Genomic DNA, 23,592 nt, shown 5'->3' on the forward strand with positions numbered 1-23,592 from the left:
TCTGCGCCGGCTGGGCTAGGGCGTTGACGTCCTTGTGGTCAATGTGCCACTAATCGTCCGGAGTGTCCAGCAAGCCGGGGCGCCGAAGGGGGATGCGGCAGGCCGGGAGGCGGGCAAGGGCGCGGCGCCGCTTGGCCCGCCGGGCGGAAACATAGGTAACGAACCGTTCCGCCCCCGGAGCCTCGGCGGGGTCAGGAAGAACGCAGATCGGGCAGCGGCCGGGGGCGCCGCTGGTGGTCCGTGGCGACGTAGACCAGCGTGGCCTCGGTCACCTTCACCACTTCGGAATTGAGCCGGATGCGCTCGGCGTAGACTTCGACCGCGACCGTGATCGAGGTGCGGCCGGTCTTGACGATGTGAGCGTAGAAGCTGAGCAGGTCACCCACGAAGACCGGTTCCTTGAAGACGAAGGACGTCACGGCGACCGTGGCCACGCGGCCGTTGGCCCGCCCCTGCGCCGGCACCGATCCGGCCAGGTCCACCTGGGCCATGATCCAGCCGCCGAAGACGTCGCCCGAGGGGTTGGCGTCGGCGGGCATGGGGATGACGCGCAGCACGGGCATCTGGCCTTCGGGCAGCGAGTTGGGGGCGGGGGGCGGATACGGTAGCGAAGCAGTCACGCTGGACTCCAGGAAAAAACGACGATGCGGCGCGCGGCCGCCCGGGAAAGTGTAGTCGCCCCGGCGCGCCGGCGCAGGCCCACGGTACAATTTCTCCCGGTTCCCCCACGGTTGCAAGCATGGAAGCCAAGTGGCTCGAAGACTTCATCGCGCTCGCCGAAACCCGTTCGTTTTCGCGGGCCGCCGAGCTCAGGCACATCACGCAGCCCGCCTTTTCCCGCCGCATCCAGGCGCTTGAAGCCTGGGTCGGCACCGACCTGGTCGATCGCGCCGTCTACCCCACCCGCCTGACGCCCGCCGGCGAGACCTTCCGCGCCGAAGCCATCGCCATGCTGGCGAAGCTGGACGAGACGCGCGCCATGCTGCGCGGCATGCGGCCGGCCTCGCAGGCGGTGCTCGATTTCGCCGTGCCGCACACCTTGTCGCTGACTTTTTTCCCGCGCTGGCTGAGCCGCATCCGTACCGAGGCGGGCCTGCCCGAGTTCACCGCCCGGCTGATGGCGCTGAACGTGCATGACGCGGCAATGAGCCTGGTGCAGGGCGGCAGCGATCTCGCCATGGTTTATTACCACCCCCGCCTGCCGGTGCAGCTCGATCCGCGCCACTACGACATGCTCGTGCTCGGCACCGAGGCCGTCTATCCCTACGCGCGCAGCAATCCCGACGGCACGCCGCAATACGTGCTGGGCGAAGGCGGCTCCGTGCCCTACCTGGCCTATGCGCCCAACGCCTACCTGGGCCGCATCGCCGACCTCATCCTGGCGGCCGCCCAGCCCCGGCCGGCCCTGGACGAACGCTACGAAACCGACATGGCCGAAGGCCTGAAGGCCATGGCGCTGGAAGGGCACGGCGTAGCCTTCCTGCCGGAAAGCGCCGTCAACCGGGAGGTCGCATCGCGCCGGCTGGCATGCGCGGGAGCGGCCTACACCGAGACCATGGAAATCCGGCTCTACCGCGAGCATCCGCCGGCCGGCGCTTCGCCCAAGCCGCTGGTGGACGAGCTCTGGCAATACCTGTCGCAGGCGCGCTGACACGCGCGCCGGGCGGGCGCCCGCCTTCCCGGCAATGCAAAAAAAACATCGCCCAATGCGAACACGGCATTGGCGCTATCGGTTTTCGCCTGCCTATAGTGTTTCCCATCGGCGCCGCATGGTGCGGCGACCCTTGCGATGGGACATCCACATGAGCAGCACCGCTTCCGGCCCTTTCCGTATCGAACACGACCTTCTCGGCGAGCGGGAGATACCCGCCGATGCCTACTGGGGCATCCATTCGCTGCGGGCCCGCGAGAACTTCCCCATTTCCGGCACCACCATCGGCGGCCAGGCCGACCTGGTTCGCGCGCTGGCCTGCGTCAAGCTGGCGGCAGCGCGCGCCAATCGCGACCTCGGCGTCCTGCCGGCCGACCGCGCCGGCGTCATCGTGCAGGCGTGCCAGGAAATCATCGAGGGCGCCTTGCACGACCAGTTCATCGTCGACGTGATCCAGGGCGGAGCGGGCACGTCCACCAACATGAACGCCAACGAGGTCATCGCCAACCGGGCGCTGGAACTGCTGGGCTCGGAAAAGGGCCGCTACGACCTCCTGCATCCGATCCAGGACGTCAATGCCTCGCAAAGCACCAATGACGTCTATCCGACGGCGCTGCGCATCGCCATGTGCTTCTCGCTGCAGCGCCTCCTGTCGGCCATGGCCGAACTGCGCGGCGCCTTCGAGGCGAAGGCGCTGGAGTTCGACGACGTGCTGAAGATGGGCCGCACGCAGTTGCAGGACGCCGTGCCCATGACCCTGGGCCAGGAATTCCTGACCTATGCGGTCATGCTGGGCGAGGACGAGGCGCGGCTGGGCGAGGCGCGCACCCTGATGGTGGAGGTCAACCTGGGCGCGACGGCCATCGGCACCGGCATCAACACCGATCCCGACTACAGTCCGCTGGCGGTCAAGTACCTGGCCGAGATCACGGGCCTGCCGCTCGTGCGGGCCGCCAACATGATCGAGGCGACGCAGGACACCGGGGCCTTCGTGCAGTTGTCGGGCGTCCTCAAGCGCGTGGCGTGCAAGCTCTCCAAGACCTGCAACGATCTGCGCCTGCTGTCGTCCGGGCCGCAGTCGGGCCTGAACGAGATCAACCTCCCGGAGCGCGCCGCGGGCAGTTCGATCATGCCGGGCAAGGTCAATCCCATCATTCCGGAAGTGGTGAACCAGGTGGCGTTCGAGGTGATCGGCAACGACATGACGATCACGATGGCGTCCGAGGGCGGGCAGTTGCAGCTCAATGCCTTCGAGCCGATCATCGCGTGGAGCCTGGTCAAGAGCATTTCGCACCTGGAGGCCGCATGCACCACGTTGACGCACAATTGCGTGACGGGGATCACGGCCAACCGCGAGCGGTTGATGCAGGCGGTGAAGCGCTCGGCGGGGCTGGCGACGGCGCTGAATCCGGTGCTGGGCTACGAGGCGGCCACGCGTATCGCGCGGGAAGCGATGCGGACAGGACGGCCGGTGGCCGACCTGGTGCTGGAGGCCGGGTTGCTCGATGCGGAGACGCTGGCGCAGGTGCTCAAGCCGGAGGTGCTGACGCGGCCTTACCGGTTCAGGAAGGCGGCGGCCTGATCGTTGGTGGTTTTCCCGTAGAGAGCGGCGTCACGATTCCTGACACGGCTGCGGCCAGGGCGACGCGCGCGGGGAGCTACCCAGGGGCACAGCGGATCCGGCTCCGCCGGTCCGCCAGTGCCGCCCCCCCGGGGGGCGCGCGAAAGCGCGTAGGGGGGAGCCCAATTTATTGATACACTCGGGCGGTCTTTTCACGGAAGGAGATTCCATGAAGAAGTTCGTGTTGCTCTCCGCCGCGCTGACCCTCGCTGCCGTTTCGTCCGTCTCGGCGCAAGATCTCACTGGCCGGCTCAAGAAAATCAAGGACAGCGGAACGCTGACGCTCGGTTACCGGGACTCCTCCATTCCGTTCTCCTACCTCGACGACAAGCAGAAACCCATCGGCTACTCGATGGACATCTGCTACAAGATTGCCGACGCGGTCAAGGAGCACCTGAAGCTGCCCAAGCTCAACGTCGCGCTTTCCCCGGTCACTTCGGCCACGCGCATTCCCCTCATCGCCAACGGCACGGTCGATCTCGAATGCGGATCCACCACCAATAACCTCGAACGCCAGCAGCAGGTGTCGTTCGCGCCGACGACCTTCGTCACGGCCACGCGCTTCGTGGCCAAGAAAAGCTCGCAACTCAACGATCTTCCCGATTTCAAGGGCAAGACGGTCGTCTCCACCGCCGGTACCAGCAACCTGAAGTGGCTGACCGAGACCAACGGCAAGGAAAGCCTGGGCATGCAGATCATCCCGGCCAAGGACCACGCCGATGCCTTCCTGATGGTCGACAGCGGGCGCGCCGTGGCGTTCTTCATGGACGACATCCTGCTGTACGGGCTGGTGGCCAATTCCAAGAGCCCGGACCAATGGATGGTCAGCAGCAAGGCCTATACGATCGAACCCTATGGCGTCATCGAGCCCAAGAACGATCCGGCGTTCAAGAAGGTGGTGGACGATGCGGTCGTGGCGCTGATGAAATCGGGCGAGATCGAAAAGCTCTACCAGAAATGGTTCAACTCGCCCATTCCGCCGCGCAACGTCAACCTCAAGGTGCCCTTGAGCGATTCGCTCAAGAAGGCCATCGCCAATCCGACCGACTCGGGCGATCCGGCGGCCTATCGCTGACGCGGATCTTGCCGGCCACGCAACCGGACATGCGCCGCGCATGACTACGCAAGACACCAGGGGACCCACGCGGTCCCCTGTTTCTATGGGCCCGGCCCGCCGGCCGGACCGGGCAACCAAGCCGGAGCCGCGATGAACTACAACTGGAACTGGAAGATATTCTGGGAGCTGTCGCCCGACGGGCAGGGCACCTACATGGATACGCTGCTGTCGGGCCTGCAATGGACGCTCGCCACGGCGCTGGCCGCCTGGGCGCTGGCCTTCATCCTGGGCTCCATCGTCGGCGTGGTGCGCACCACACAGGTCAAGTGGGCGTCGCGGCTGGCGGAGGCCTACGTCGAGCTGTTCCGCAACGTCCCGCTGCTGGTCCAGCTATTCCTCTGGTACTACGTGCTGCCGGAACTGCTGCCCGAGGCGCTGGGCACGGCCGTCAAGCAGATCGCGCCGCCGTGGGGCGCATATTGGCCGGCGGTGCTGTGCCTGGGCTTTTTCACGTCGGCGCGGGTGGCCGAGCAGATACGGGCGGGCATCCAGTCGCTGCCGCGCGGCCAGCGCATGGCCGCCACGGCGCTGGGGCTGCGCGAGACGCAAGCCTACCGCTACGTGCTGCTGCCCATCGCCTACCGGGTCGTGCTGCCGCCGCTCACCTCCGAGTTCATGAACATCATCAAGAATTCGTCGGTCGCGCTGACCATCGGCCTGCTGGAGCTGACCGGCCGCGCCCGCTCGATGCAGGAGTTCAGCTTCCAGGTATTCGAGGCCTTTGCCGCGGCGACCGTCCTGTACCTGATCATCAGCCTCGTCGTCGTCACTTTCATGCGCTGGGTCGAGCGGCGCGTGGCGGTGCCCGGGTTCATCGGCCCGGCCCGTGGCGGGTCGCATTGAGGAGACGGCGCCATGTTCAGCGATTTCGATTTCGACGTCATCTGGCGTTCGCTGCCCTACCTGTTCAAGGAGGGCATGACGTTCACGCTCACGCTGACCGCGATGGCCACGGTGGGCGGCATCATCTTCGGCACGCTGCTGGCGATGATGCGTCTGTCGCGTTTCCGATGGCTGTCGGCGGTGGCGGCGACCTATGTCAACCTGATGCGTTCGCTGCCCCTGCTGCTGGTGATCTTCTGGTTCTATTTCCTGGTGCCTTACATCGGCGCCTGGATCATCGGCTCGCCCACGCCCATCCAGGTGGGGGCCTTCTGGTCGTCGGTCATCACCTTCACGATGTTCGAGGCCGCGTTCTTCTGCGAGATCATGCGCGCGGGCATACAGTCCATCTCGCGCGGCCAGACCTATGCCGCCTATGCCCTGGGCCTGAACTACTGGCAGGCCATGGGAAGCATCATCCTGCCCCAGGCGTTCCGCAACATGATCCCGGTGCTGCTGACGCAGACCATCGTGCTGTTCCAGGACACGTCGCTGGTATACGTGCTGTCGATCACCGATTTCCTGGGCGCGGCGTCCAAGGTGGCGCAGCGCGACGGGCGGCTGGTCGAGATGTACGTGTTCGCGGCGGTGGTGTATTTCATCATCTGCTTTGCCGCGTCGAGGCTGGTCAGGCTCTTGCAACAACGCGTGGCGATCATCCGCTGAAGGCGGCTCGGGTATTTCTAGGGAGTCTCGAATGATCGAGATCAAGCATGTCAGCAAATGGTACGGGTCGTTCCAGGTCTTGACGGATTGCACGACGTCGGTCGCGGCGGGCGAGGTGGTGGTGGTGTGCGGCCCGTCGGGGTCGGGCAAGTCGACCCTGATCAAGACGGTGAATGCGCTGGAGCCGTTCCAGGAGGGCGAAATCGTCGTGAATGGGATTTCGGTGGGCGATCCGAAGACGAATCTGCCCAAGCTGCGGGCCAAGGTGGGCATGGTGTTCCAGCATTTCGAGCTGTTTCCGCATTTGTCGGTGCTGGACAATTTGACGCTGGCCCAGGTCAAGGTGCTGGGGCGGGGCCGGGAGGAGGCGGCGGAGCGGGCGCAGAAGCTGCTGGATCGGGTGGGGTTGAAGGCGCACGAAGCCAAGTTTCCGGGGCAGCTTTCGGGTGGCCAGCAACAACGGGTGGCGATTGCGCGGGCGTTGTCGATGGATCCGATCGCGATGCTGTTCGATGAGCCGACGTCGGCGTTGGATCCGGAGATGGTCAACGAGGTGCTGGATGTGATGGTGGATCTGGCCAAGGAGGGAATGACCATGATGGTGGTGACGCACGAGATGGGGTTTGCGCGCAAAGTGGCGCATCGGGTGGTATTCATGGACGGGGGACGGATCATCGAGGATACGAGCAAGGAGGTGTTCTTCGATCCGGGCAGCGAGCGGTCGGAGCGGGCGCGGCAGTTCCTGTCGAAGATATTGCCGCACTGATGGGGATCCCCCTTACGCGCTGACGCGCGGCGCGCCCCGTATGGTGGACCCCAGCCGCTGCGCGGCAGCCCCCCAACGGGGCCTGGGGGCCTTGGGGCGGCCCGGCGCCGGGCCCTGTGGACTCTACTTACGGACTGGCGGAGCCGGATCCGCGGTGTCCTGGGCTCGGGGCGGGTTTCTTGGGGCGTTTAGTCCTGCCCGGTAGCCATGCTGGTCATCTCGCGCGTCATGGGCCGGGGTTTCCGAGCCGAACCCCCTGCGTTGGAGTCGAGGCGGGGCCTTGATTTGTCCCGGGCGTGGGTGGGGTTGAGTGTGAATGGGCCCTAGGCGAGAAGCTGTCATTCAATCGGTTCGCGCGCAACGCCGGTAACGGTATCGGCGATGCGGCGCTCTCTGCCGGCGGCCGCTTTCCATACGCGCCGCCGCGGTACTTGGCCCGCGGGACATCCGCGCATGCCCTGTCGGTCCAGAACTTCCTTCATCGTAGACACCGTGGCGAAATCCTGTCGACCGCGTCCGATACGTTTTGCTCGTCCTTTTTTATTTTTGGAATTTATTCAATCAAAATGGAATTTATGTATGTCAGACAAACAACTTGTGGGTGATTTTTAGATTAAAAGGAATAGGAACTAGTGAATTGGTGAGTGGATAAATCTTTGACAAAACGGAATTTGCTCAAATAGAATGGATAGAATGGAAGAGACCACAGAACATGACTAAGCCATTAGCCAACGTGCGAGTGCTGGATCTGTCGCGGATTCTTGCCGGTCCATGGGCGACGCAGACGCTTGCCGACCTGGGCGCGCAGGTGATCAAGGTCGAGAAGCCCGGAAGCGGAGACGACACTCGCCACATGGGGCCGCCTTTCCTGACCGATCCGCGGGACGGCTCGGTGGGGGATGCCGCCTACTTCATGTGCTGCAACCGTGGCAAGCAGTCCTTGACGCTGGATTTCACGACGGCCGATGGGCAAGCCGTGATCCGGCGCCTCGTGGCCGGTGCCGATGTCCTGGTCGAGAACTACAAGGTCGGGGGATTGAAGAAATACGGGCTCGACTACGACTCGTTGAAAGGCGTCAATCCTGGGCTCGTCTACTGCTCCGTCACCGGGTTCGGGCAGAGCGGGCCGTACAAGGACAGGGCCGGCTACGACTACCTCATCCAGGGAATGGGTGGATTGATGAGCGTGACGGGGGAGCAGGACGGCAGGCCCGGTGGCGGGCCGCAGCGGGCGGGCGTCGCGGTGGCGGACATGCTGGCCGGGATGTACGCGACGGTGGCGATCCTTGCCGCGCTCAGGCACCGCGACCAGGGCGGCGGCGGGCAGCATATCGATATCAGCCTGCTCGACTGCCAAGTGGGCACGCTCGCCAACCAAGGGCTGAACTATCTGACTACCGGCGTGGCGCCCTCCAGGATGGGCACCGGCCATCCCAATATCGCCCCCTACCAGGTCTACCCCGCAAGCGATGGGCACATCATCATCGCGGTGGGGAACGACACGCAATTCCGGCGGCTGTGCGATGCGATCGGGCGTCCGGAATACGCGGACGACGCGCGCTTTTCCACCATCCGCGCCCGCGTGCAGAACCGCGATAGCCTGAATGCGTGGCTGGAGGCGGCGACCATCCGGCGCACCGTGGGCGAATGGGTCGCGCTGCTCGAGAGCGCGCAGGTGCCGTGCGGCCCCATCAACACCATCGACCGGGTGTTCGCCGATCCTCACGTCATGGCGCGGGCAATGCGGGTCGACCTCCCGCACCCGGTCTATGGAAGCGTGCCGTCCATTCGTAACCCCATCCGCTTTTCGGGCACGCCGCTGCATCACGATGCGGCACCCCCCGCCTTGGGGCAGCACACCGAGGCCGTGTTGCGCGTTGCCGGCTTTCACGATGGCGAAATCGAACGGCTGCGCGAGCGCGGCGTGATCTGACTTGGATGAAGGAGGCCCCGGCATGGGCGAGGCGGGAAAGTTGAAGGATGCGCAGGGCATGGACGTACTCGGGGTTGGCCTGCATTGGGACGACGTCGAGGTCGGCTATCGCTTTCGCACGCTGGGCCGGACCATTACCGAGACCGACATCACGCTGTTCGTCGGCGTGACCGGCATGGTCGAGGAGATGTTCACCAACCTCGAGTACATCGCGGCCGAGTCGCTGATGGGGGCTCGCCCCGCGCCGGGCTCGCTGGTGTTCTGCATCGCCGAGGGGCTGCTGATGCAGAGCACGATGCAGCGGACCGGCATGGCCTTTCTCGAGGCGGACCTGCGCATACACCATCCGACGGTCGCGGGCGACACCATCCATGTCGAATGCGAGGTCGTGGAGGCCAGGCCCACGAGCAAGCCCGGGCGGGGGCTCATGAGAACGGCCAACAAGGTCGTGAACCAACGGGGCGAGGTCGTGGCTACCTACTCGCCGCTGCGCATGGTGAAAAGCCGGCCCCGCGGCGCATGAAGGCGCGGCCTCGGCGGCCGCGATGGACAAGAACCACTATACGGAGACAGGAATGAAATACATCGTCGTCAAGGTCCTGGCGGCTGCCATGCTGCTTGCCTGGGGCCAGTCCGCCGTATCCGCGGGCTATCCAGAAAAGCCCGTCAACCTGGTGGTGCCGTTCGCCGCCGGCAGCCCGACCGATGCTCTGGTCCGCATCATTGCCGGGCACCTGGGTACGCGCCTGGGACAGCCTGCGGTCGTGGTCAACAAGCCGGGCGCATCGGGCATCATCGGCACTTCGGAGGTAGCCAAGGCCGCCCCGGACGGCTACACGCTGCTGTTCTCGACCAATACCACCCAGGCCGCCAACGCGGCGCTGTTCAAGAAGCTTCCCTATGATCCGGTCGCGGATTTCGAGGCCATCGCCATCGTCGGGGGCGTGCCCCACGTGCTCGTGGTGAACGCGGCGCTGCCGGTGGCTACGACCGAGGAGCTGATCAAGTACGCCAAGTCCCATCCCGAGAAGGTGGCGTTCGCGCACGCGAACAGTACGACCCGCATCACGGGCAGCACGTTTCGCGTGATGACGGGCACCGCCATCCTGGACGTGCCGTACAAGACCTATCCGCAGGCGGTGGCCGAATTGCTCGGTGGCCAGACCAACATGATGTTCATCGACTTCGCCACCGGCCTGCAGCACATCCGGTCGGGGCGGCTGCGGGCTCTGGCATTGACGCCGCAACGCTCGGAGAAGCTCCCGGGGGTGAGGGCCGTCAGCGAAACGCTGCCGGGCTTCGTCGTGGGGAACTGGGCGGGATTGTTCGCGCCGGCCGGCACGTCCCAGGCCATCGTCGAGCGGCTCAACCGCGAGGTCAACCAGATCATCGCGTTGCCCGAGGTCAAGGCGCAGGTCGACAACATCGGGTACGAACTGAACAAGCCGATGTCCGCCCGCGAGTTCTCCCGCTTCGTCGAAAGCGAGAAGGCCCAGTACGCGGAGCTGGTGAAGAACGCCGGCATCCAGCCGGAATGACGTCAGCCGCCAGGCAATGCAACGAGGAGTCCAGCCATGTCCGATGAAGTGCTTGTCGAACACGAGGGCGCGATTGCGACCGTCACGATCAACCGGCCGGCGCAGCGCAATGCGCTGTCGACGGCAGTATGCCGCAGGCTGGGCGAAGTCTGGGACGAGATCGGCGGGAATGAGGGAGTCCGGGTCGTCATTCTTACTTCCGCCGATTGCGGCACCTTCTGCGCCGGCATGGACTTGAAGGAGGCGGCAAGGATACGCGCGGACTCCGGTCGGGACATCCTCGAGGTGCTCGACGATCCCTTCCATCAGCGCATGAGGAAGATCGACAAGCCTATCATCGCGGCGATGACGGGGCACTTCACGGCCGGCGGCATGGTCCTGGCGGCGAACTGCGACCTGCGCGTGGGCCTGGCGGGTACGCGCGGCGGGATTTCCGAGGCGAAAGTGGGCCGCGGTTCGCCCTGGGCGGTGCCCATGCTGTGGATGCTGCCGCAGCCCTTCCTGATGGAGCTGGCCGTTTCTGGGGAAATGCAGCCTATCGAGCGCTTCCACCACTTCGGCTTCGTCAACTACGTCGAGCCGGATCCACAGCGCGTGCGCGAACGTGCGCGGGCACTGGCGACAACGATTCGCGACAATGCGCCGCTGACGGTCTGGGCCGCCAAGCAAAGCATCAACGCGGCCATGGACCTGGGGTGCGCCGGCGGGCTCGACGCGGCGCAACGCCTGCACCAGCGCGTCTATGCGAGCATGGATGCGATCGAAGGGCCCAGGGCGTTTGCCGAAAAGCGGGCGCCGCGCTGGATAGGCGCGTAAGCGGCCATGGCGACGGTGCCGCGCGGTTTCGCGCGTCTCGAGCGGCGTGGCCCAGTGATGACGCTGACACTGGATGAGCCGGACTCATTGAACCGGTTTCACAGCGAGAACCAATTCGTCGAGCTGGCCGAACAGGTGCGGGCGGCCGGCGACGACCCCTCGGTCGGCGTGCTGGTCGTGACCGGCGCCGGCCGCGCGTTCTGCGCGGGCGGAGACATACGCTCGATGGCGAAGCGCGAGGGTTTCTCGGCCGGCAGCATCGAGGAGATCCAGGAGCGGTACCGGCGTTCCATCCACCAATTGCCGCGGGCCTTGCATGGGCTCGACATCCCTACCATCGCGGCCGTGAACGGACCGGCCTATGGCGCTGGGTGCGATCTCGCCTGCTATTGCGATATCCGGCTTGCCTCGAGCGAGGCGACGTTCTGCATGAGCTTTGCCCGTATCGGCCTGATCCCGGGCGATGGCGGGGCGTGGATACTGCCGAGGCTGGTGGGGCGGTCGCGCGCCATGGAACTGATCTTCACGGCCCGCGTGGTCGATGCGCAGGAGGCGCTGCGCATCGGACTGGTTTCGCAAGTGCTGCAGCCGGACACGCTGCTTGCCGAAGCCGGCCGTTTGGCCGAGTCGATCGCGCGCCATCCGCGCGAAGTCCTGCGCATGGCCAAGCGTCTCGTGCGCGGCGCCGAGGAAACCGGCCTGGACACGCATCTGGAAAGCGTGTCGGCGTTCCAGGCCATTGCCCATGTCAGCGAGGCGCATCGTGCGGCCGCGGACGCCACCATGCGCCGGTTGTCGGGCGAAGCGGACGCCGGCGCGGGCAGTGCGGAATGAACAGCCGTCAGGCCATGCTTTCCAGCTCGCGACCGATTTCCGCCGCCGCCGCCAGCAGTTCGGGGCCGATGTCCTCGCGCAGCCGCCTTTCCTCGTCCACGCCGCCCACGGACATGGCGGCCAGCACATGGTCGACCGTGGTGGGCGACGGGATCGGCGTGGCGATGGAATTGGACTGGCGCGTGACCGGGGACGCGAGGAAGCACCAGCCGTTCTGCTCGAGTTCCTGGAAGGCGGCGTATACGCCGGGCATGAACCGGTAGACGCTTTCCTGGCCGCTCTGCTTGAGCAACTGGATGAGCTCGGCCTGGAAGACCGGTTTTTGCGCCCAGAGGTAGGCGCGCCCCGAAGCCGACGCGGCCATGGGCAGGCGTGCGCCGGTCTGCAGGCCGAGCGTGGGCTGCTCGTCGGGAACCAGGTGCTCCAGCACCAGCATGTGCAGGCGGTCGCGGCAGGTCAGGCTGATGTGCACGCCGAATCGCTCGCAGAGGGCGCGCATGTGCGGCGTGGCAACGTGGACCACGTCCAGCCCCTGGCGCGCCGCGGAGCCCAGGGCCAGGCATGCCGCATGCGCCTCATAGGCCTCGCCCGTCGCGTCGAGGCGCAGGAAATTGAACGACTCCAGGGTGCCGACGAGCTTGGCCGTGGTGCTCCGGGTCAGGCCCAACCGGGTGGCCATGTCGCTGATGCTCAGGGCGTTCTGGCGGCCGTCGAAAAGCCGCAGGACCTCGAGGCCGCGCTGCAAGGAGTCGACCTGCGTCGGAGCGAGGGCCTCGGCCAGCGGGGCGGTAGCGCCGGCGTCTATTTTTCTACGTCGCATGCGGGGAGAAAGGCGTGGCGGCGGAGGAACCGCGCAGGTCCTGTTCCAGCCGATGCTTGAGGGCGAGCAGATCCGGTCCGACTTCCGCCTCCAGGCGGTCGGTGGAGAAAACGGCGGCGGGAACTGCGCATCCTACCGAGTAGCCGTTCTTGCCGGCCGGCGTGTCGATGGATACCGCGATGCCGTTGGTGCCGCTTTCCAGCGTTCCGGCTGCCGTGCAGTATCCATGTCTGGCCATCTGCTGGACGGCGGCGTCGATCTGCGCGCGGCGGGCGGGCCATCCCTGCGGTTCCGCCACCGCGAGCGCGGCCAGGAACCGGGCGCGGTCCGCCGCCTCCATCGAAGCGATGTAGGCCCGCCCGAGGGCCGACTGGCCGAGATTCAGCCGCGATCCGGCCCGTACCCTTAGCGTGAACAGCATATCTTCGCTGTGGCGCACCTCGTGGCAGGTCATGGCGTTCCCATCGGCGGAGGCAAGCACCACCGATGCGTGATGGCGGTTGGCCACGGCTTGCATGAGCGGCCGGGCCAGCTTGCGGATGTCGCGATTGGATGCCGCGGCGTAGCCTAGCGCCAGGACGGCGGCGCCCAGGCGATACTGCCCTCGCTCCGGCGAATAGGCCAGATAGCCGCTGGTCGTGAGATTGGCCGTCAGCCGCGAGACCGTCGGCTTGGGCAGACCGGTCAGCGTCGCCAGTTCGGCGTTCGAGCGCCAGACGTTGGCGGGTTCGAATGCCCGGAGCACCGCCAGGCCGCGGGCGAGTACGCGTACGTTTTCCGCGGAGGAGGAGGCCGGGCCGGGGGCGTTCATGCGTGATGGCGACAAAATGGAATTTCGTGCATTTATACCATTAGGGGCTGCGTGAAATGACTGATTCCGAAAGAGGTTCCAGTAGATGGAAAGCCGGCGCGAAATAAAATATGCGATCGGGAAACAGGCGCTCGCGGCGGTTCACAGCGGCTCGAGTTCGATCAGCAGGTCGCCCGCGTCCACATGGTCGCCCACGGCGTAGCGTACGGCCCGCACCAGGCCGTCCACGTCGGCCAGCACGCGGTTTTCCATCTTCATGGCCTCCACCACCGCGAGCGTCGTGCCCGCCTGTACCGTATCGCCGGCCTTGACAGACAGCAGCGTGATCACCCCGGGCATGGGGGCGCGCGCCGCGCCCGGGGCCAGGAGCGATCGGCCGGTGTCGTCGTGCGAGATATCCAGGCAATAGCCGTCCCCGCCGATTTGCATGGCCACCGTTTCCTCCGACAGGCGAGCCGTCCATGGCAGCGGGCCCAGCTCGCCCCTGCGCAATCCGTCGGCCGCGGGAGCCAGTGTCGTTTCGACCAGCCATTCGCCCACGCGCAGCGCGAGACGCTCGCCGCGGCGCGCGACGAGCATGACGCCGATGGGCGTGCCGCCGTCGCGGACCTGCGTTTCGCCGAGCGGCGCATCGGGGTTCAGCGCCGCGCGGTCCATCGGCCCGGCGCAGCCCCGCGCGCTCCAGGGGCCGGCCGCCGCCGTGTCCACGGATGCGGCGGCGGCGCAGGCTGCGGCCAGCCGCGTATCGCCGGGGGCGGCAAGGTCGGCCAGGCGGGTATCGAGATAGCCGGTATGGATATCGCCCGCCGCGACGGCCGGATCCTCCAGTATCCGACGCAGATATCCGAGATTGGTCGTCAGCCCCAGCAGGACCGTGTCCCGCAGCGCGCCGCGCATGCCGGCCAGGGCGTCTTCGCGGGTCGCTGCGTGAGTGATCAGTTTCGCGACCATGGGATCGTAGAACGGCGGAACGGCGCCCGAGGCGCGTATGCCCGCATCTACGCGGGCCTGGGCCGGCCAGCGGACATGGTCCACGCGGCCGGGCGCGGGGCGAAAACCGTTGGCCGGATCCTCGGCGTAGACCCGGCATTCGACCGCATGTCCCGAGGCGCGGATGTCGGCTTGCGAGCGCGGGAGGCGTTCTCCCGCCGCGATCCGGATCTGCCATTCGACCAGGTCCAGGCCGGTGATCGCCTCGGTGACCGGGTGCTCGACCTGCAGGCGGGTGTTGACCTCGAGAAAATAGAACTGCTGTTCCTGCGAGACGATGAATTCGAACGTGCCCGCATTGATGTAGCCGATGCTTTGCGCGCCGCGGACGGCGGCTTCGAGCAGCCTTGCGCGCATCGTCTCGTCGAGTCCCAGGGAAGGCGCTTCCTCGATGACCTTCTGGTGGCGCCGCTGCAGCGAGCATTCACGGTCGAACAGATGGACGACGCTGCCGTGACGGTCGCCGAATATCTGGACTTCGATGTGGCGTGGCCGTTCGATGAATTTCTCCACGATGAGCCGGCCATCGCCGAAGCTGCTGCGCGCGACGCGTATGGCTGACCCGATGGCCTCGTCCAGTCCCTCGCCGGTCCGGATGACGTGCATGCCCTTGCCGCCGCCACCGGCGGTAGGCTTGAGAAGGACCGGCAGTCCGGTGGCGCGGACCATGGCCGCGAGCCGGACCGGGTCGTCGATCGCCTCGTCCGTTCCCGGGACGGTGGGTACGCCGGCCGCGCGCATGAGTGCCTTGGCCCGGGCCTTGTCGCCGAGCGCGGCGATCGTATCCGCCCGGGGGCCGATGAAGGCCAGGCCAGCCTGGGCGACCGCCGTGGCGAAGCCGGGGTTTTCGGAAAGGAAGCCGTAGCCGGGATGGACGGCATCGCAGCCGTGCTCGCGGGCGGCGGTGATGATCCCGGCGATGTTCAGGTAGCTGTCCTGCGCCGGCCCGTCGCCCAGGCAGGCGGTCGCGACGGCGCCGTCCAGGTGAGGGCTCGCGGCATCCGCCGACGAGAACACCGACACGTATTCGATGCCCAGCCGGGCGCAGGTGCGGGCGATGCGGCAGGCGATTTCTCCGCGGTTGGCGATGAGTATCCGCTTGAACATGTCACATCCTGAAGATGCCGAAGCGCGTGTCTTGCGCCGGCGCGCCGTGGGCCAGGGCCAGCCCCAGGGTGAGCCACTGGCGCGTGTCGGCCGGGTCGATGACCGCGTCGACCCAGAGCCGGGACGCCGCGTGGAAGGCGGTGCCGTGGGCGGCATAGTGGTCGCGTATCGGCTGCTTGAACGCCTCCGCGTTGCCCAGTGTCTCGCCCTTGGCCGCCAACTGCTCTTCGCGCACCAGGGCCAGGACCGTGGCGGCCTGTTCCCCGCCCATGACGGAGGTCCTGGCATTGGGCCACATCGCCATCAGCCGCGGGCCGAATGCGCGCCCGCACATGGCGTAGTTGCCCGCGCCGTAGCTGCCGCCGACGATGACGCTGAACTTGGGCACGCGCGCGGTGGCGACGGCGTTCACCATCTTGGCGCCGTCCTTGGCGATGCCGCCCTGCTCGTACTCCACCCCGACCATGAAGCCGCTGATGTTGTGCAGGAAGACGAGCGGAATCGCGCTCTGGCAGCAGAGCTCGATGAAGTTGGCCGCCTTCTGCGCGCTTTCGCGGAACAGCACGCCATCGTTGATAAGCACGCCGACGGGATAGCCGCCTATCGATCCCGTGCCGCAGATGAGCGTGGTGCCGTAGCGTTCGCGGTAGGGGTGCAGCTCGCTGCCGTCCATCAACCGTGCCAGGATTTCCCTGGCGGGGATGGGATGCTTGGCGTTGGCGGGAATCAGCCCCGGCAGTTCCTCCGGGCTGTACAAGGGTTCCCGGACGGGGCGCGGGGGCGCCACGGCGGCGTGACGGGCCGGACGGCCGACGATGGCGCGGACGATATCCAGCGCATGCCGGTCGTTGGCGGCGTAGTGATCCGCCACGCCCGACAGTCGCGTATGCACGTCGGCGCCGCCGAGTGTCTCGGCGTCCACGATGGCGCCTGTAGCCGCGCGAACGAGCTGCGGCCCGCCGAGGAAAATGGTGCCGTGATCCTTCACGATCACGGTTTCATCGCACATGGCCGGGATGTAGGCGCCGCCGGCCGTGCAGGAACCCATGACGGCGGCGACCTGCTTTATGCCGAGCGCCGACATTTCGGCAATGTTTCTGAAGATGCGTCCGAAGTGATGTTCGTCGGGAAAGATATCCTCTTGCATCGGCAGGTAGGCGCCGCCGGAGTCGACGAGATAGATGCAGACAAGTCCGTTCTCGCGCGCGATCGCCTGCGCCCGGATCTGCTTCTTGATGGTGGCCGGATAGTACGTGCCGCCCTTGACGGTCGCGTCGTTGGCCATGACCATGCAGGGCGTGCCCGACACCATGCCCACGCCCGTGACGATCCCGGCCGACGGCGTCGGGTCTTCGTACAGGCGGTGGCCGGCGAGCTGGCCGATCTCCATGAACGGGGTGCCGGGATCCAGCAGCGCATTCACGCGGGTCCGGGCCGGTAGCTTGCCGCGCGCGAGATGCCTTTCCCTGGCCTTCTCGCCGCCGCCGGCGATCGCCGTTTCGCGCAACCGCGCGTGCTGTTCGCGCAGCCCGGCGTAGACCGCCAGATTGTCGCCGAAGTCGGGAGAAGAGGGGCGCAGCGAGGCGTGGAGCGTCGTCATGCCGCGCGCTCCACCGGCAGGCGAAGCAGTGCGTAGCCCAGCGACTTGCCCGTCTGGTCGAGCCGCAGCGTGCGCGTGGCTCCGCCTCCCAGCGCCCCGCGCATGACGACGACGACGGCGTGGATGTTCGCCATGGGATGGCAGCTTATGTCCCCGCGTACCCAATCCCCGTACAGCTCGCGTATTTTCTCGGGCGTCACGCTCGCCAGCAGGCGGTCGAAATCCTCGGGTCGCTTGGCGATCAGGCCTATCGTGCATACGTCGCCCTTGTCTCCGGACCGGACGTATGCGATGTCTTTGAGCTGGGTCATGGCCAGTTTCCTACGCGGTGATGATGTCGGTGGTCTGCTTGACGAATTCACGGGGCACTAGCGTCGGCCACAGCGAGATGACCGGCCGCGGCTTGAGCGGGGCGCCGAAGGACGTGCCGCCGGGGCCCATGATCCAGAGTTGCGCGCCGGCCCTTCTTACCTTGTCGGCTTCTTCGCGCGTGCGGGCATGTACGGCGCATCGCAGGCCGATCTCGTTCAATTCGTTGGCCTGGGCGCGTGCCGGCCGCGGCGCGGCAGGCCCGTGCAGGGTGTCGAGGCCGACCAGGTCGAAGTGGATCTGTTCGGCCTTGAGCCCGAGCCGCTCGAAGCGCTCCATCATGGTGTCGCGCGCCTTGAGCGCGCGGTCGTAGGCGCGCGGCCAGGGAAAGAACGCCAGGCTTTCGCCGATCCAGCCGTCCTGGTAGCCGATGACGAGCTTGAGCAGGTCGGGGGCCGGCTTGCCGCGAACGTTGCGCACCGTGACGCGGTCCGGACCGGATTCGGAAAGCGTGAGGGAAGTGAAGTCGGCGACGGCGTCCGGCATCAGGTAACGGGTGGGGTCCGCGATCTCGTAGACAAGGTGTTCCTTGACGGTGAAGAGATCGACGCGTCCGCCGGTGCCGGGAAGCTTGGTGATGTCGGCGGTGCCGTCCGGCCGGAATTCGACGATCGGAAAGCCGACGCGGCCCATATTGGGCATCTCGTCGAAGCGCGACGACATGCCGCCGGTGCATGCGGCCGCGCATTCCACGATGTGCCCCATCGTTACCGCTGCGGCGTAGCGGTCCACGTGGGCGGCGTCGCCAGTCCAGCCGAACTCATGGGCCAACGGCCCCACGTAGACCGCGTTGTCGGAGACGCGGCCCGCGACGACGACGTCGGCTCCGCCGCGCAGGCCTTCGACGATGCCGGCGCTGTCGGTATAGACGTTGGCGGAAACCACCCGCGCGCGGATGGACGCGAAGTCTTCATCCCCAGTGTCGAGGTTGGCCAGGGTCAGCCCGCTGGCCAGGATGTCGTCGAGCTTGCCGAGCACGTCGTCGCCTTCGACCACCGCGACGCGTGTACCGCGTAGTCCGGTGGCCTGCGCATGCTCGACGATCTTGCGCGCGGCCGAGCGGGGATTGACGCCGCCGCCGTTGGAAATGAGCCGGGTGCCTCGCTCCCGCGCGAGCGGCAGCATGGCGTTCATGGTGTGGACGGCGTCGGGGACGTAGCCGCTGTCCGGATCCTTGAGCTTCTGCCGCTGCAAGAGCGACATGGTCAGTTCGGCCAGAAAGTCGAAGCACAGATAGTCGAGCGCGCCTTTTTCCAGCAATTCCATGGCCGGGTCCATGGCGTCTCCCCAGAAACCGGATCCGGCGCCCAATCGGACGGTGTCTTTCATTTGTTCCGCTCCTTGTCCCCGCAACGGCTTGCGCAAGGGCGCGCCGATGTGCCGGGACTTTGTAATTTCATTTTATTAAAATAAATTCCGTTTTATTTTTTAATTTATAGAGAAACCGAGCCAGTGTAAAGAGACGGATTTCGATGGATTGATGACGGCGCGGCGAAGGGGTGGACCTGCCCGCATCGGGCGCAGGCAAGCTCGAAGCCGGAGACCGTCAAGGCAGGCGCAGGTTCGCTTCCGGTTCGAAGAGGACAGCCATCACCACGACAGCCCGTCTTCCTTGCCCCGCCGGCGGTGCGCGAAGCGGTCCGCGAGGAACTCCACGAAGGCCGTGGTCTTGGCCGACAGGTTCTGTCGTTCGGGATACAGCGCGAAAATGTCGGCCGAGGGCGTATGCCAGTCTTCCAGCACGGCCGCCAGCCGCCCCGAGCGCAGGTACGCGCCGACTTCCCATTCCGAACGCATGATGATGCCGTGGCCTTCGAGCGCCCAGAGCAGGGCGCTTTCGCCGTCGTTGGCGCTGAGCGGGCCGCGCACTTTCACGGTTTCCTTGCGGTTGCCCGAGTGCAGGTGCCAGGTTCCGTGTGCGCTGTCGTTTTCCCGGATGACGATGCAGGGATGGCGCGCCAGGTCGCGGGGCGAGGTGGGAGGCGGATGGCGTTTCAGGTAGAGCGGGGAGGCGCAGAGCAGGCGGCGGTTGGAGGCGATCTTGCGGGCGATGAGGCGGGCGTCGGGGAGGTCGCCGACGCGGACGCAGACATCGAAGGATTCATCCAGCAGATTCGCGGGCCGGTCGGTGAGATGGAGCTGGGCCTGCACGGCGGGAAAGCGCTTGACGAAGTCCGACAGGGCGGGAGCGATGTGATGGCGGCCGAAGCCCAGGGTGGCGTTGATGCGCAGCAGGCCGCGGGGCTCGTCGCGGCTGCGGCCGACGGTATGTTCGAGTTCCTCGACCTCGGCCAGGATGCGCGTGCCTTGGCGCAGGTATACCTCGCCTTCGTGCGTGAGGGCGATGCGGCGCGTGGTGCGATTGAGCAGCCGCACTCCCAGGCGCCGCTCCAGGCGTTGCAGGCGCTTGCTGACGGCCGGCGTGGACAGGCCCAGTTCGCGTGCCGCGGCCGACAGGCTGCCGTGGCGCAGCAGCAGGGAAAAAAAGGCGAGATCTGAGATCGTGTCCATTATTAACTTCGATTCAATAATGGTTTTTATCTCGTTCAATTATTAAGGACAAGCGCGAGATACACTCTTCTTAATCCCATCCACCCGCCGCGCATCGGCTTGCGCCGGGTCCGACTACGACGAGGAAGTGTCATCCATGGTCCATCGCATTGCAGTGATACCGGGCGACGGTATCGGTACCGAGGTCGTTCCCGAAGGCTTGCGCGTGCTGGAGGCGGCGGCGACGCGTTTCGATATCGGGCTCGCTTTCGACAGTTTCGATTTCGCTTCGTGCGCGTATTACGCCAAGCGTGGCGCGATGCTGCCGGACGACTGGAAAGAACGGATAGGCGGGCACGATGCGATCTTCTTCGGCGCGGTGGGATGGCCGGCCACGGTGCCGGACCACGTGTCGCTATGGGGATCGCTGCTGAAGTTCCGCCGCGAGTTCGACCAGTACGTGAACCTGCGCCCGGTCCGGCTGATGCCGGGCGTGCCGTCGCCGCTGGCCAACCGCCAGCCGGGCGACATCGATTTCTACGTGGTGCGCGAGAATACCGAGGGCGAGTATTCCAGCGTGGGCGGCCGCATGTTCGAGGGCACCGAGCGCGAGGTCGTGCTGCAGGAAACGGTCATGACGCGCACGGGCGTGGACCGCGTGCTGAAGTTCGCGTTCGAGCTGGCGGCCTCGCGCCCGGCAAAGCACCTGACGTCCGCGACCAAGTCCAACGGCATCGCCATCAGCATGCCGTACTGGGACGAGCGGGTGGAGGCGATGACGAGCCATTATCCCGGCGTGCGGGTGGACAAGTTCCATATCGACATCCTGACCGCCAACTTCGTGCTCCACCCGGACTGGTTCGACGTGGTGGTGGCGTCCAACCTGTTCGGCGACATCCTCTCCGACCTCGGGCCGGCCTGCACGGGCACCATAGGCATCGCGCCGTCCGCCAACCTCAATCCCGACCGCCGCTTCCCGTCCTTGTTCGAACCCGTGCACGGATCGGCGCCCGACATCGCGGGCAAGGGGATCGCCAATCCCATCGCGCAGATCTGGTCGGGCGCCCTGATGCTGGAATTCCTCGGCTACAAGCGCGCGCACGACGCCATCCTCGCGGCCATCGAAACGGTACTGGCCGAGGGGCCGCGCACGCCCGACATGGGCGGCAAGGCGGTGACGGCGGACGTGGGCAAGGCCGTGGCCGAAATCGTCGCGCGCGCCTAGGGCGTTGTCTGGCGCGGCACCGGCCGGCGCGCGGGTTTATCGTCTCCACGCAAAGGAAGAGGCATGTCCGAGATCTCCCTGTTCAATGACCGGCTGCAGCATTTCCATGTGAACGGCGTCGATATCGCCACGCGGGTGGGCGGCACGGGGCCGGCGCTGCTGCTGATGCACGGTCATCCGCAGACCCACGCCATGTGGCACAAGCTGTGGGCGCGGCTGACCAATCATTTCACCTGCGTGGCGATCGACCTGCGCGGCTATGGCGACAGCGGCATGCCGGCCGACGAACCCCCCGGGCACGCGGCGTTCTCCAAGCGCACCATGGCGGTCGACGCGGTGGAGGTGATGCGCTGCATCGGCTACGAGACCTTCGGCGTGCTGGCCCACGACCGCGGCGCCCGTGTGGCTCACCGGCTGGCCCTGGACCACGCCGGGCGCGTCGAGCGCATGATGCTGCTGGACATCGCGCCCACGCTGGACATGTACGAAGGCACCACGCGCGGTTTCGCGCAGGCCTATTACCACTGGTTCTGGCTGATCCAGCCGGCGCCCTTCCCCGAACGGCTGATCGAGGCCGACCCGGCTTTCTACGTCCGGTCCATCATGGGCGGCCGCCATGCGGGGCTGGCGCCGTTCACCGAGCGCGCGCTGGCCGAGTACGAACGCTGCGCCCGCCATCCGCATTGGCCGCACGCGATTTGCGAGGACTATCGGGCGGCGGCCGCCATCGACCTCGAGCACGACCGCGCCGATCGCGACAAGGGCCATCGCGTGGACTGCCCGTTGCGCGTGCTATGGGGCGGACGCGGCGTCGTGGGGCGCTACTTCGACGTGCTGGAACTCTGGCGCAGGCAGGCGTCCGACGTCGACGGGCGGGCTCTCGATAGCGGCCACTACATCGCCGAGGAGGCGCCCGACGCCTTGTGGGCCGAGATCAAGGCATTCTGGCCCGTCGGCTCCTGACCGTCATGGCTCGCCGGCCGCGCCGACGAACTTGGCGCGCGGCCGCAGCAGCATGCCGCTGAGGCGCTGTTCCTGCACGTGCGCGACCCAGCCCGCCATGCGGGCCAGCGTGAACAGCGTCCCCACCGATTGGCGCGGCACGCCCATCGCGATGGCCAGGACGATGCCGCCGAGCTCGTGGCGGGGATGCAGCCCGAACTCCCGTTCCACCGTTTCGATAAAGGGGTAGATCTGCTCGAGCGCCGCTTTTTGCCGCGGCCGCTTGCGCGCCAGCTCGATCAGCAATGCCGCGCGTTCGTCGCCCTTGGGATAGAGCGGGTGGCCGAAGCCCGGGATGCTCGAACCGCGCCCGTGCTGGGCGCGAGCCCGCTGCATGAGGCCGGCGGCGGTGTCGGCGCTGCGCAGGAAGTCTTCGATGCGGTCATACATGCGGCCCAGGTGGATGCCGGCGGAGCTGCAAATGGCCGAGGCCATGCAGCTGTGCAGGCTGGAGCCGCCCGAGGCGGCGACGCGGGCCGCGAAGGTGCTGGGGGACAGTTCGTGGTCGGCGAACAGCACCAGGAATGCTTCCATCGCCTCGAGATTGGCGGGATTGGCCGGGATGTCGAGCGCGGCCAGCAGCCCCTCCGCCATCGAGGCCTCGTCGGGGATCGCGTGGAAGCGGCGCTTGCGGGAGACCAGGCCGAAACAGCCGGCCAAGGTCTTGATGAGCTGGCGTGCCGCCTCGTGCATGTGGCCGCCGCGCACCCGGTCTTCCACCGAACCGCGCGACATGCCCAGGCGCAGGGTCACGATCGCCATGATTTCGAGCAGGCCGCTGTTGGACTTGGGCGGTGCCAGCGATTCGAGCAGCGCGGCGCGCTGGGATGGCGCCAGCCCGGTTTCCCATCGCCGCGGCGTATCGTCCCACACGCCTGTCCACAGCAGTTCGCTGACCGATTCGTAGCTGGCGTGGGCCCGCGCCAGCCGCACCGCCGAGTGGCCCCGGTAGTGCGGGCCGTCGGCGCGGATCTCGGTGATGGAGGTCGGAATGATGGGTTCGCCCCAGTTCATGGCCGAGGCGGCTACCGCGCCGTGCCCCGAGCGGGCGCTGGAACGGGCTTTGACCCGCAGGACGTCTTCGTGAAGGTACAGGCGCTGGCGCGTGTCGGCCTGCTTGACGCTGCGTATCCAGCCCTTGCTGACGTAGGCATACAAGGTCTGCATGCGTATGCCGAGCAGCGCGACCGCCTCTTTGGCGCTGAGGTAGTCCTTGCGCGGCGCATCTTCCTGGGTGCGGGTCATCGGGTTACCGGCGCGGCGGCGTTGCCGCGCATCGAGCGAATGGGTGGGGATCGATTTTTTCTGCGCGGATAGTGTACGGTGTCGGCTGCAACTTCAAGAAAGGATGCCC

Annotated in this window: 22 protein-coding genes; 13 read left to right on the forward strand and 9 right to left on the reverse strand. The window is 66.7% G+C overall.

All coding sequences use genetic code 11. The features are described 5' to 3' along the window. Positions 1-191 precede the first annotated feature (191 nt). The gene (locus CDO44_RS12460; protein WP_087780637.1) at positions 192-563 is read right to left on the reverse strand and encodes an acyl-CoA thioesterase; all 372 of its coding nucleotides are present in this window, start codon (positions 561-563) and stop codon (positions 192-194) included. 176 nt (positions 564-739) lie between these two features. Here CDO44_RS12460 and CDO44_RS12465 point away from each other — a divergent pair, with 176 nt between their 5' ends. The 11 genes from CDO44_RS12465 to CDO44_RS12515 all read left to right on the forward strand — a co-directional run bounded on the left by CDO44_RS12465 (position 740) and on the right by CDO44_RS12515 (position 11,824). Then, positions 740-1,651: a LysR family transcriptional regulator gene (locus CDO44_RS12465; RefSeq protein WP_087780527.1), complete on the forward strand. Its 912-nt coding sequence runs from the start codon at positions 740-742 to the stop codon at positions 1,649-1,651. A gap of 151 nt (positions 1,652-1,802) precedes the next feature. After that, entirely contained in the window at positions 1,803-3,233 is a 1,431-nt protein-coding gene (aspA, locus tag CDO44_RS12470; RefSeq protein ID WP_087780528.1) for an aspartate ammonia-lyase, read from the forward strand. Positions 3,234-3,441: 208 nt separating this feature from the next. Further along, a complete protein-coding gene (locus tag CDO44_RS12475) occupies positions 3,442-4,347 on the forward strand; it encodes an amino acid ABC transporter substrate-binding protein (protein ID WP_087780529.1) in 906 nt (301 codons plus the stop codon). A gap of 132 nt (positions 4,348-4,479) precedes the next feature. Beyond that, on the forward strand, positions 4,480-5,232 hold the full coding sequence (locus CDO44_RS12480) for an amino acid ABC transporter permease (protein ID WP_087780530.1): 753 nt from the start codon (positions 4,480-4,482) through the stop codon (positions 5,230-5,232). A 12-nt stretch (positions 5,233-5,244) separates the two neighbouring features. After that, complete coding sequence (locus CDO44_RS12485) at positions 5,245-5,937, forward strand: amino acid ABC transporter permease (RefSeq protein ID WP_087780531.1); 693 nt, start codon at positions 5,245-5,247, stop codon at positions 5,935-5,937. Positions 5,938-5,968: 31 nt separating this feature from the next. Beyond that, complete coding sequence (locus CDO44_RS12490) at positions 5,969-6,703, forward strand: amino acid ABC transporter ATP-binding protein (RefSeq protein ID WP_087780532.1); 735 nt, start codon at positions 5,969-5,971, stop codon at positions 6,701-6,703. Between the two features lie 712 nt (positions 6,704-7,415). Next, positions 7,416-8,636 (forward strand): CaiB/BaiF CoA-transferase family protein, encoded by a 1,221-nt coding sequence (locus CDO44_RS12495; RefSeq protein WP_087780533.1) that lies wholly within the window; start codon positions 7,416-7,418, stop codon positions 8,634-8,636. A 22-nt stretch (positions 8,637-8,658) separates the two neighbouring features. Next, positions 8,659-9,159, forward strand: a complete 501-nt coding sequence (locus CDO44_RS12500; protein WP_198951352.1) for a MaoC family dehydratase N-terminal domain-containing protein — start codon at positions 8,659-8,661, stop codon at positions 9,157-9,159. A 52-nt stretch (positions 9,160-9,211) separates the two neighbouring features. Then, positions 9,212-10,174 (forward strand): tripartite tricarboxylate transporter substrate binding protein, encoded by a 963-nt coding sequence (locus tag CDO44_RS12505; protein WP_087780534.1) that lies wholly within the window; start codon positions 9,212-9,214, stop codon positions 10,172-10,174. A gap of 36 nt (positions 10,175-10,210) precedes the next feature. Then, positions 10,211-10,990 (forward strand): enoyl-CoA hydratase/isomerase family protein, encoded by a 780-nt coding sequence (locus CDO44_RS12510; protein ID WP_087780535.1) that lies wholly within the window; start codon positions 10,211-10,213, stop codon positions 10,988-10,990. A 57-nt stretch (positions 10,991-11,047) separates the two neighbouring features. Continuing rightward, complete coding sequence (locus CDO44_RS12515; RefSeq protein WP_233146169.1) at positions 11,048-11,824, forward strand: enoyl-CoA hydratase-related protein; 777 nt, start codon at positions 11,048-11,050, stop codon at positions 11,822-11,824. A 7-nt stretch (positions 11,825-11,831) separates the two neighbouring features. On the opposite strand, the gene CDO44_RS12520 is transcribed toward CDO44_RS12515, so the two are convergent. From CDO44_RS12520 to CDO44_RS12550, 7 genes are all read right to left on the reverse strand, one after another. Further along, positions 11,832-12,644, reverse strand: coding sequence for an IclR family transcriptional regulator (locus CDO44_RS12520; RefSeq protein ID WP_087780537.1), 813 nt, complete (start codon positions 12,642-12,644; stop codon positions 11,832-11,834). Next, positions 12,634-13,455, reverse strand: a complete 822-nt coding sequence (locus CDO44_RS12525) for an IclR family transcriptional regulator (RefSeq protein WP_087780538.1) — start codon at positions 13,453-13,455, stop codon at positions 12,634-12,636. Before CDO44_RS12525 ends, CDO44_RS12520 begins: the two co-directional genes overlap by 11 nt. Positions 13,456-13,596: 141 nt before the next feature. Next, positions 13,597-15,552 carry a biotin carboxylase N-terminal domain-containing protein gene (locus tag CDO44_RS12530; protein ID WP_087780539.1) on the reverse strand — a complete coding sequence of 652 codons (1,956 nt, stop codon included), beginning with the start codon at positions 15,550-15,552 and terminating at the stop codon, positions 13,597-13,599. A gap of 1 nt (position 15,553) precedes the next feature. After that, complete coding sequence (locus CDO44_RS12535; RefSeq protein WP_087780540.1) at positions 15,554-17,152, reverse strand: acyl-CoA carboxylase subunit beta; 1,599 nt, start codon at positions 17,150-17,152, stop codon at positions 15,554-15,556. After that, positions 17,149-17,463 carry a hypothetical protein gene (locus CDO44_RS12540; protein ID WP_087780541.1) on the reverse strand — a complete coding sequence of 105 codons (315 nt, stop codon included), beginning with the start codon at positions 17,461-17,463 and terminating at the stop codon, positions 17,149-17,151. The genes CDO44_RS12535 and CDO44_RS12540 overlap by 4 nt, the downstream gene beginning before the upstream one ends. 10 nt (positions 17,464-17,473) lie before the next feature. Beyond that, positions 17,474-18,850, reverse strand: coding sequence for an acyclic terpene utilization AtuA family protein (locus CDO44_RS12545; protein WP_087780542.1), 1,377 nt, complete (start codon positions 18,848-18,850; stop codon positions 17,474-17,476). Positions 18,851-19,111: 261 nt separating this feature from the next. Beyond that, complete coding sequence (locus CDO44_RS12550; RefSeq protein WP_087780543.1) at positions 19,112-20,032, reverse strand: LysR family transcriptional regulator; 921 nt, start codon at positions 20,030-20,032, stop codon at positions 19,112-19,114. Between the two features lie 136 nt (positions 20,033-20,168). On the opposite strand from CDO44_RS12550, the gene CDO44_RS12555 reads away from it, so the two are divergent. Then, positions 20,169-21,236: a tartrate dehydrogenase gene (locus CDO44_RS12555; protein ID WP_087780544.1), complete on the forward strand. Its 1,068-nt coding sequence runs from the start codon at positions 20,169-20,171 to the stop codon at positions 21,234-21,236. Between the two features lie 63 nt (positions 21,237-21,299). Next, complete coding sequence (locus CDO44_RS12560) at positions 21,300-22,199, forward strand: alpha/beta fold hydrolase (RefSeq protein ID WP_087780545.1); 900 nt, start codon at positions 21,300-21,302, stop codon at positions 22,197-22,199. Positions 22,200-22,202: 3 nt separating this feature from the next. Here CDO44_RS12560 and CDO44_RS12565 read toward each other — a convergent pair whose 3' ends face one another. Beyond that, positions 22,203-23,483, reverse strand: a complete 1,281-nt coding sequence (locus tag CDO44_RS12565; RefSeq protein WP_233146159.1) for a citrate synthase — start codon at positions 23,481-23,483, stop codon at positions 22,203-22,205. Positions 23,484-23,592: the final 109 nt, after the last annotated feature.

It is taken from the genome of Pigmentiphaga sp. NML080357, from assembly GCF_002188465.1.
In the GTDB taxonomy this organism is placed as follows: Bacteria; Pseudomonadota; Gammaproteobacteria; order Burkholderiales; family Burkholderiaceae_B; genus Pigmentiphaga.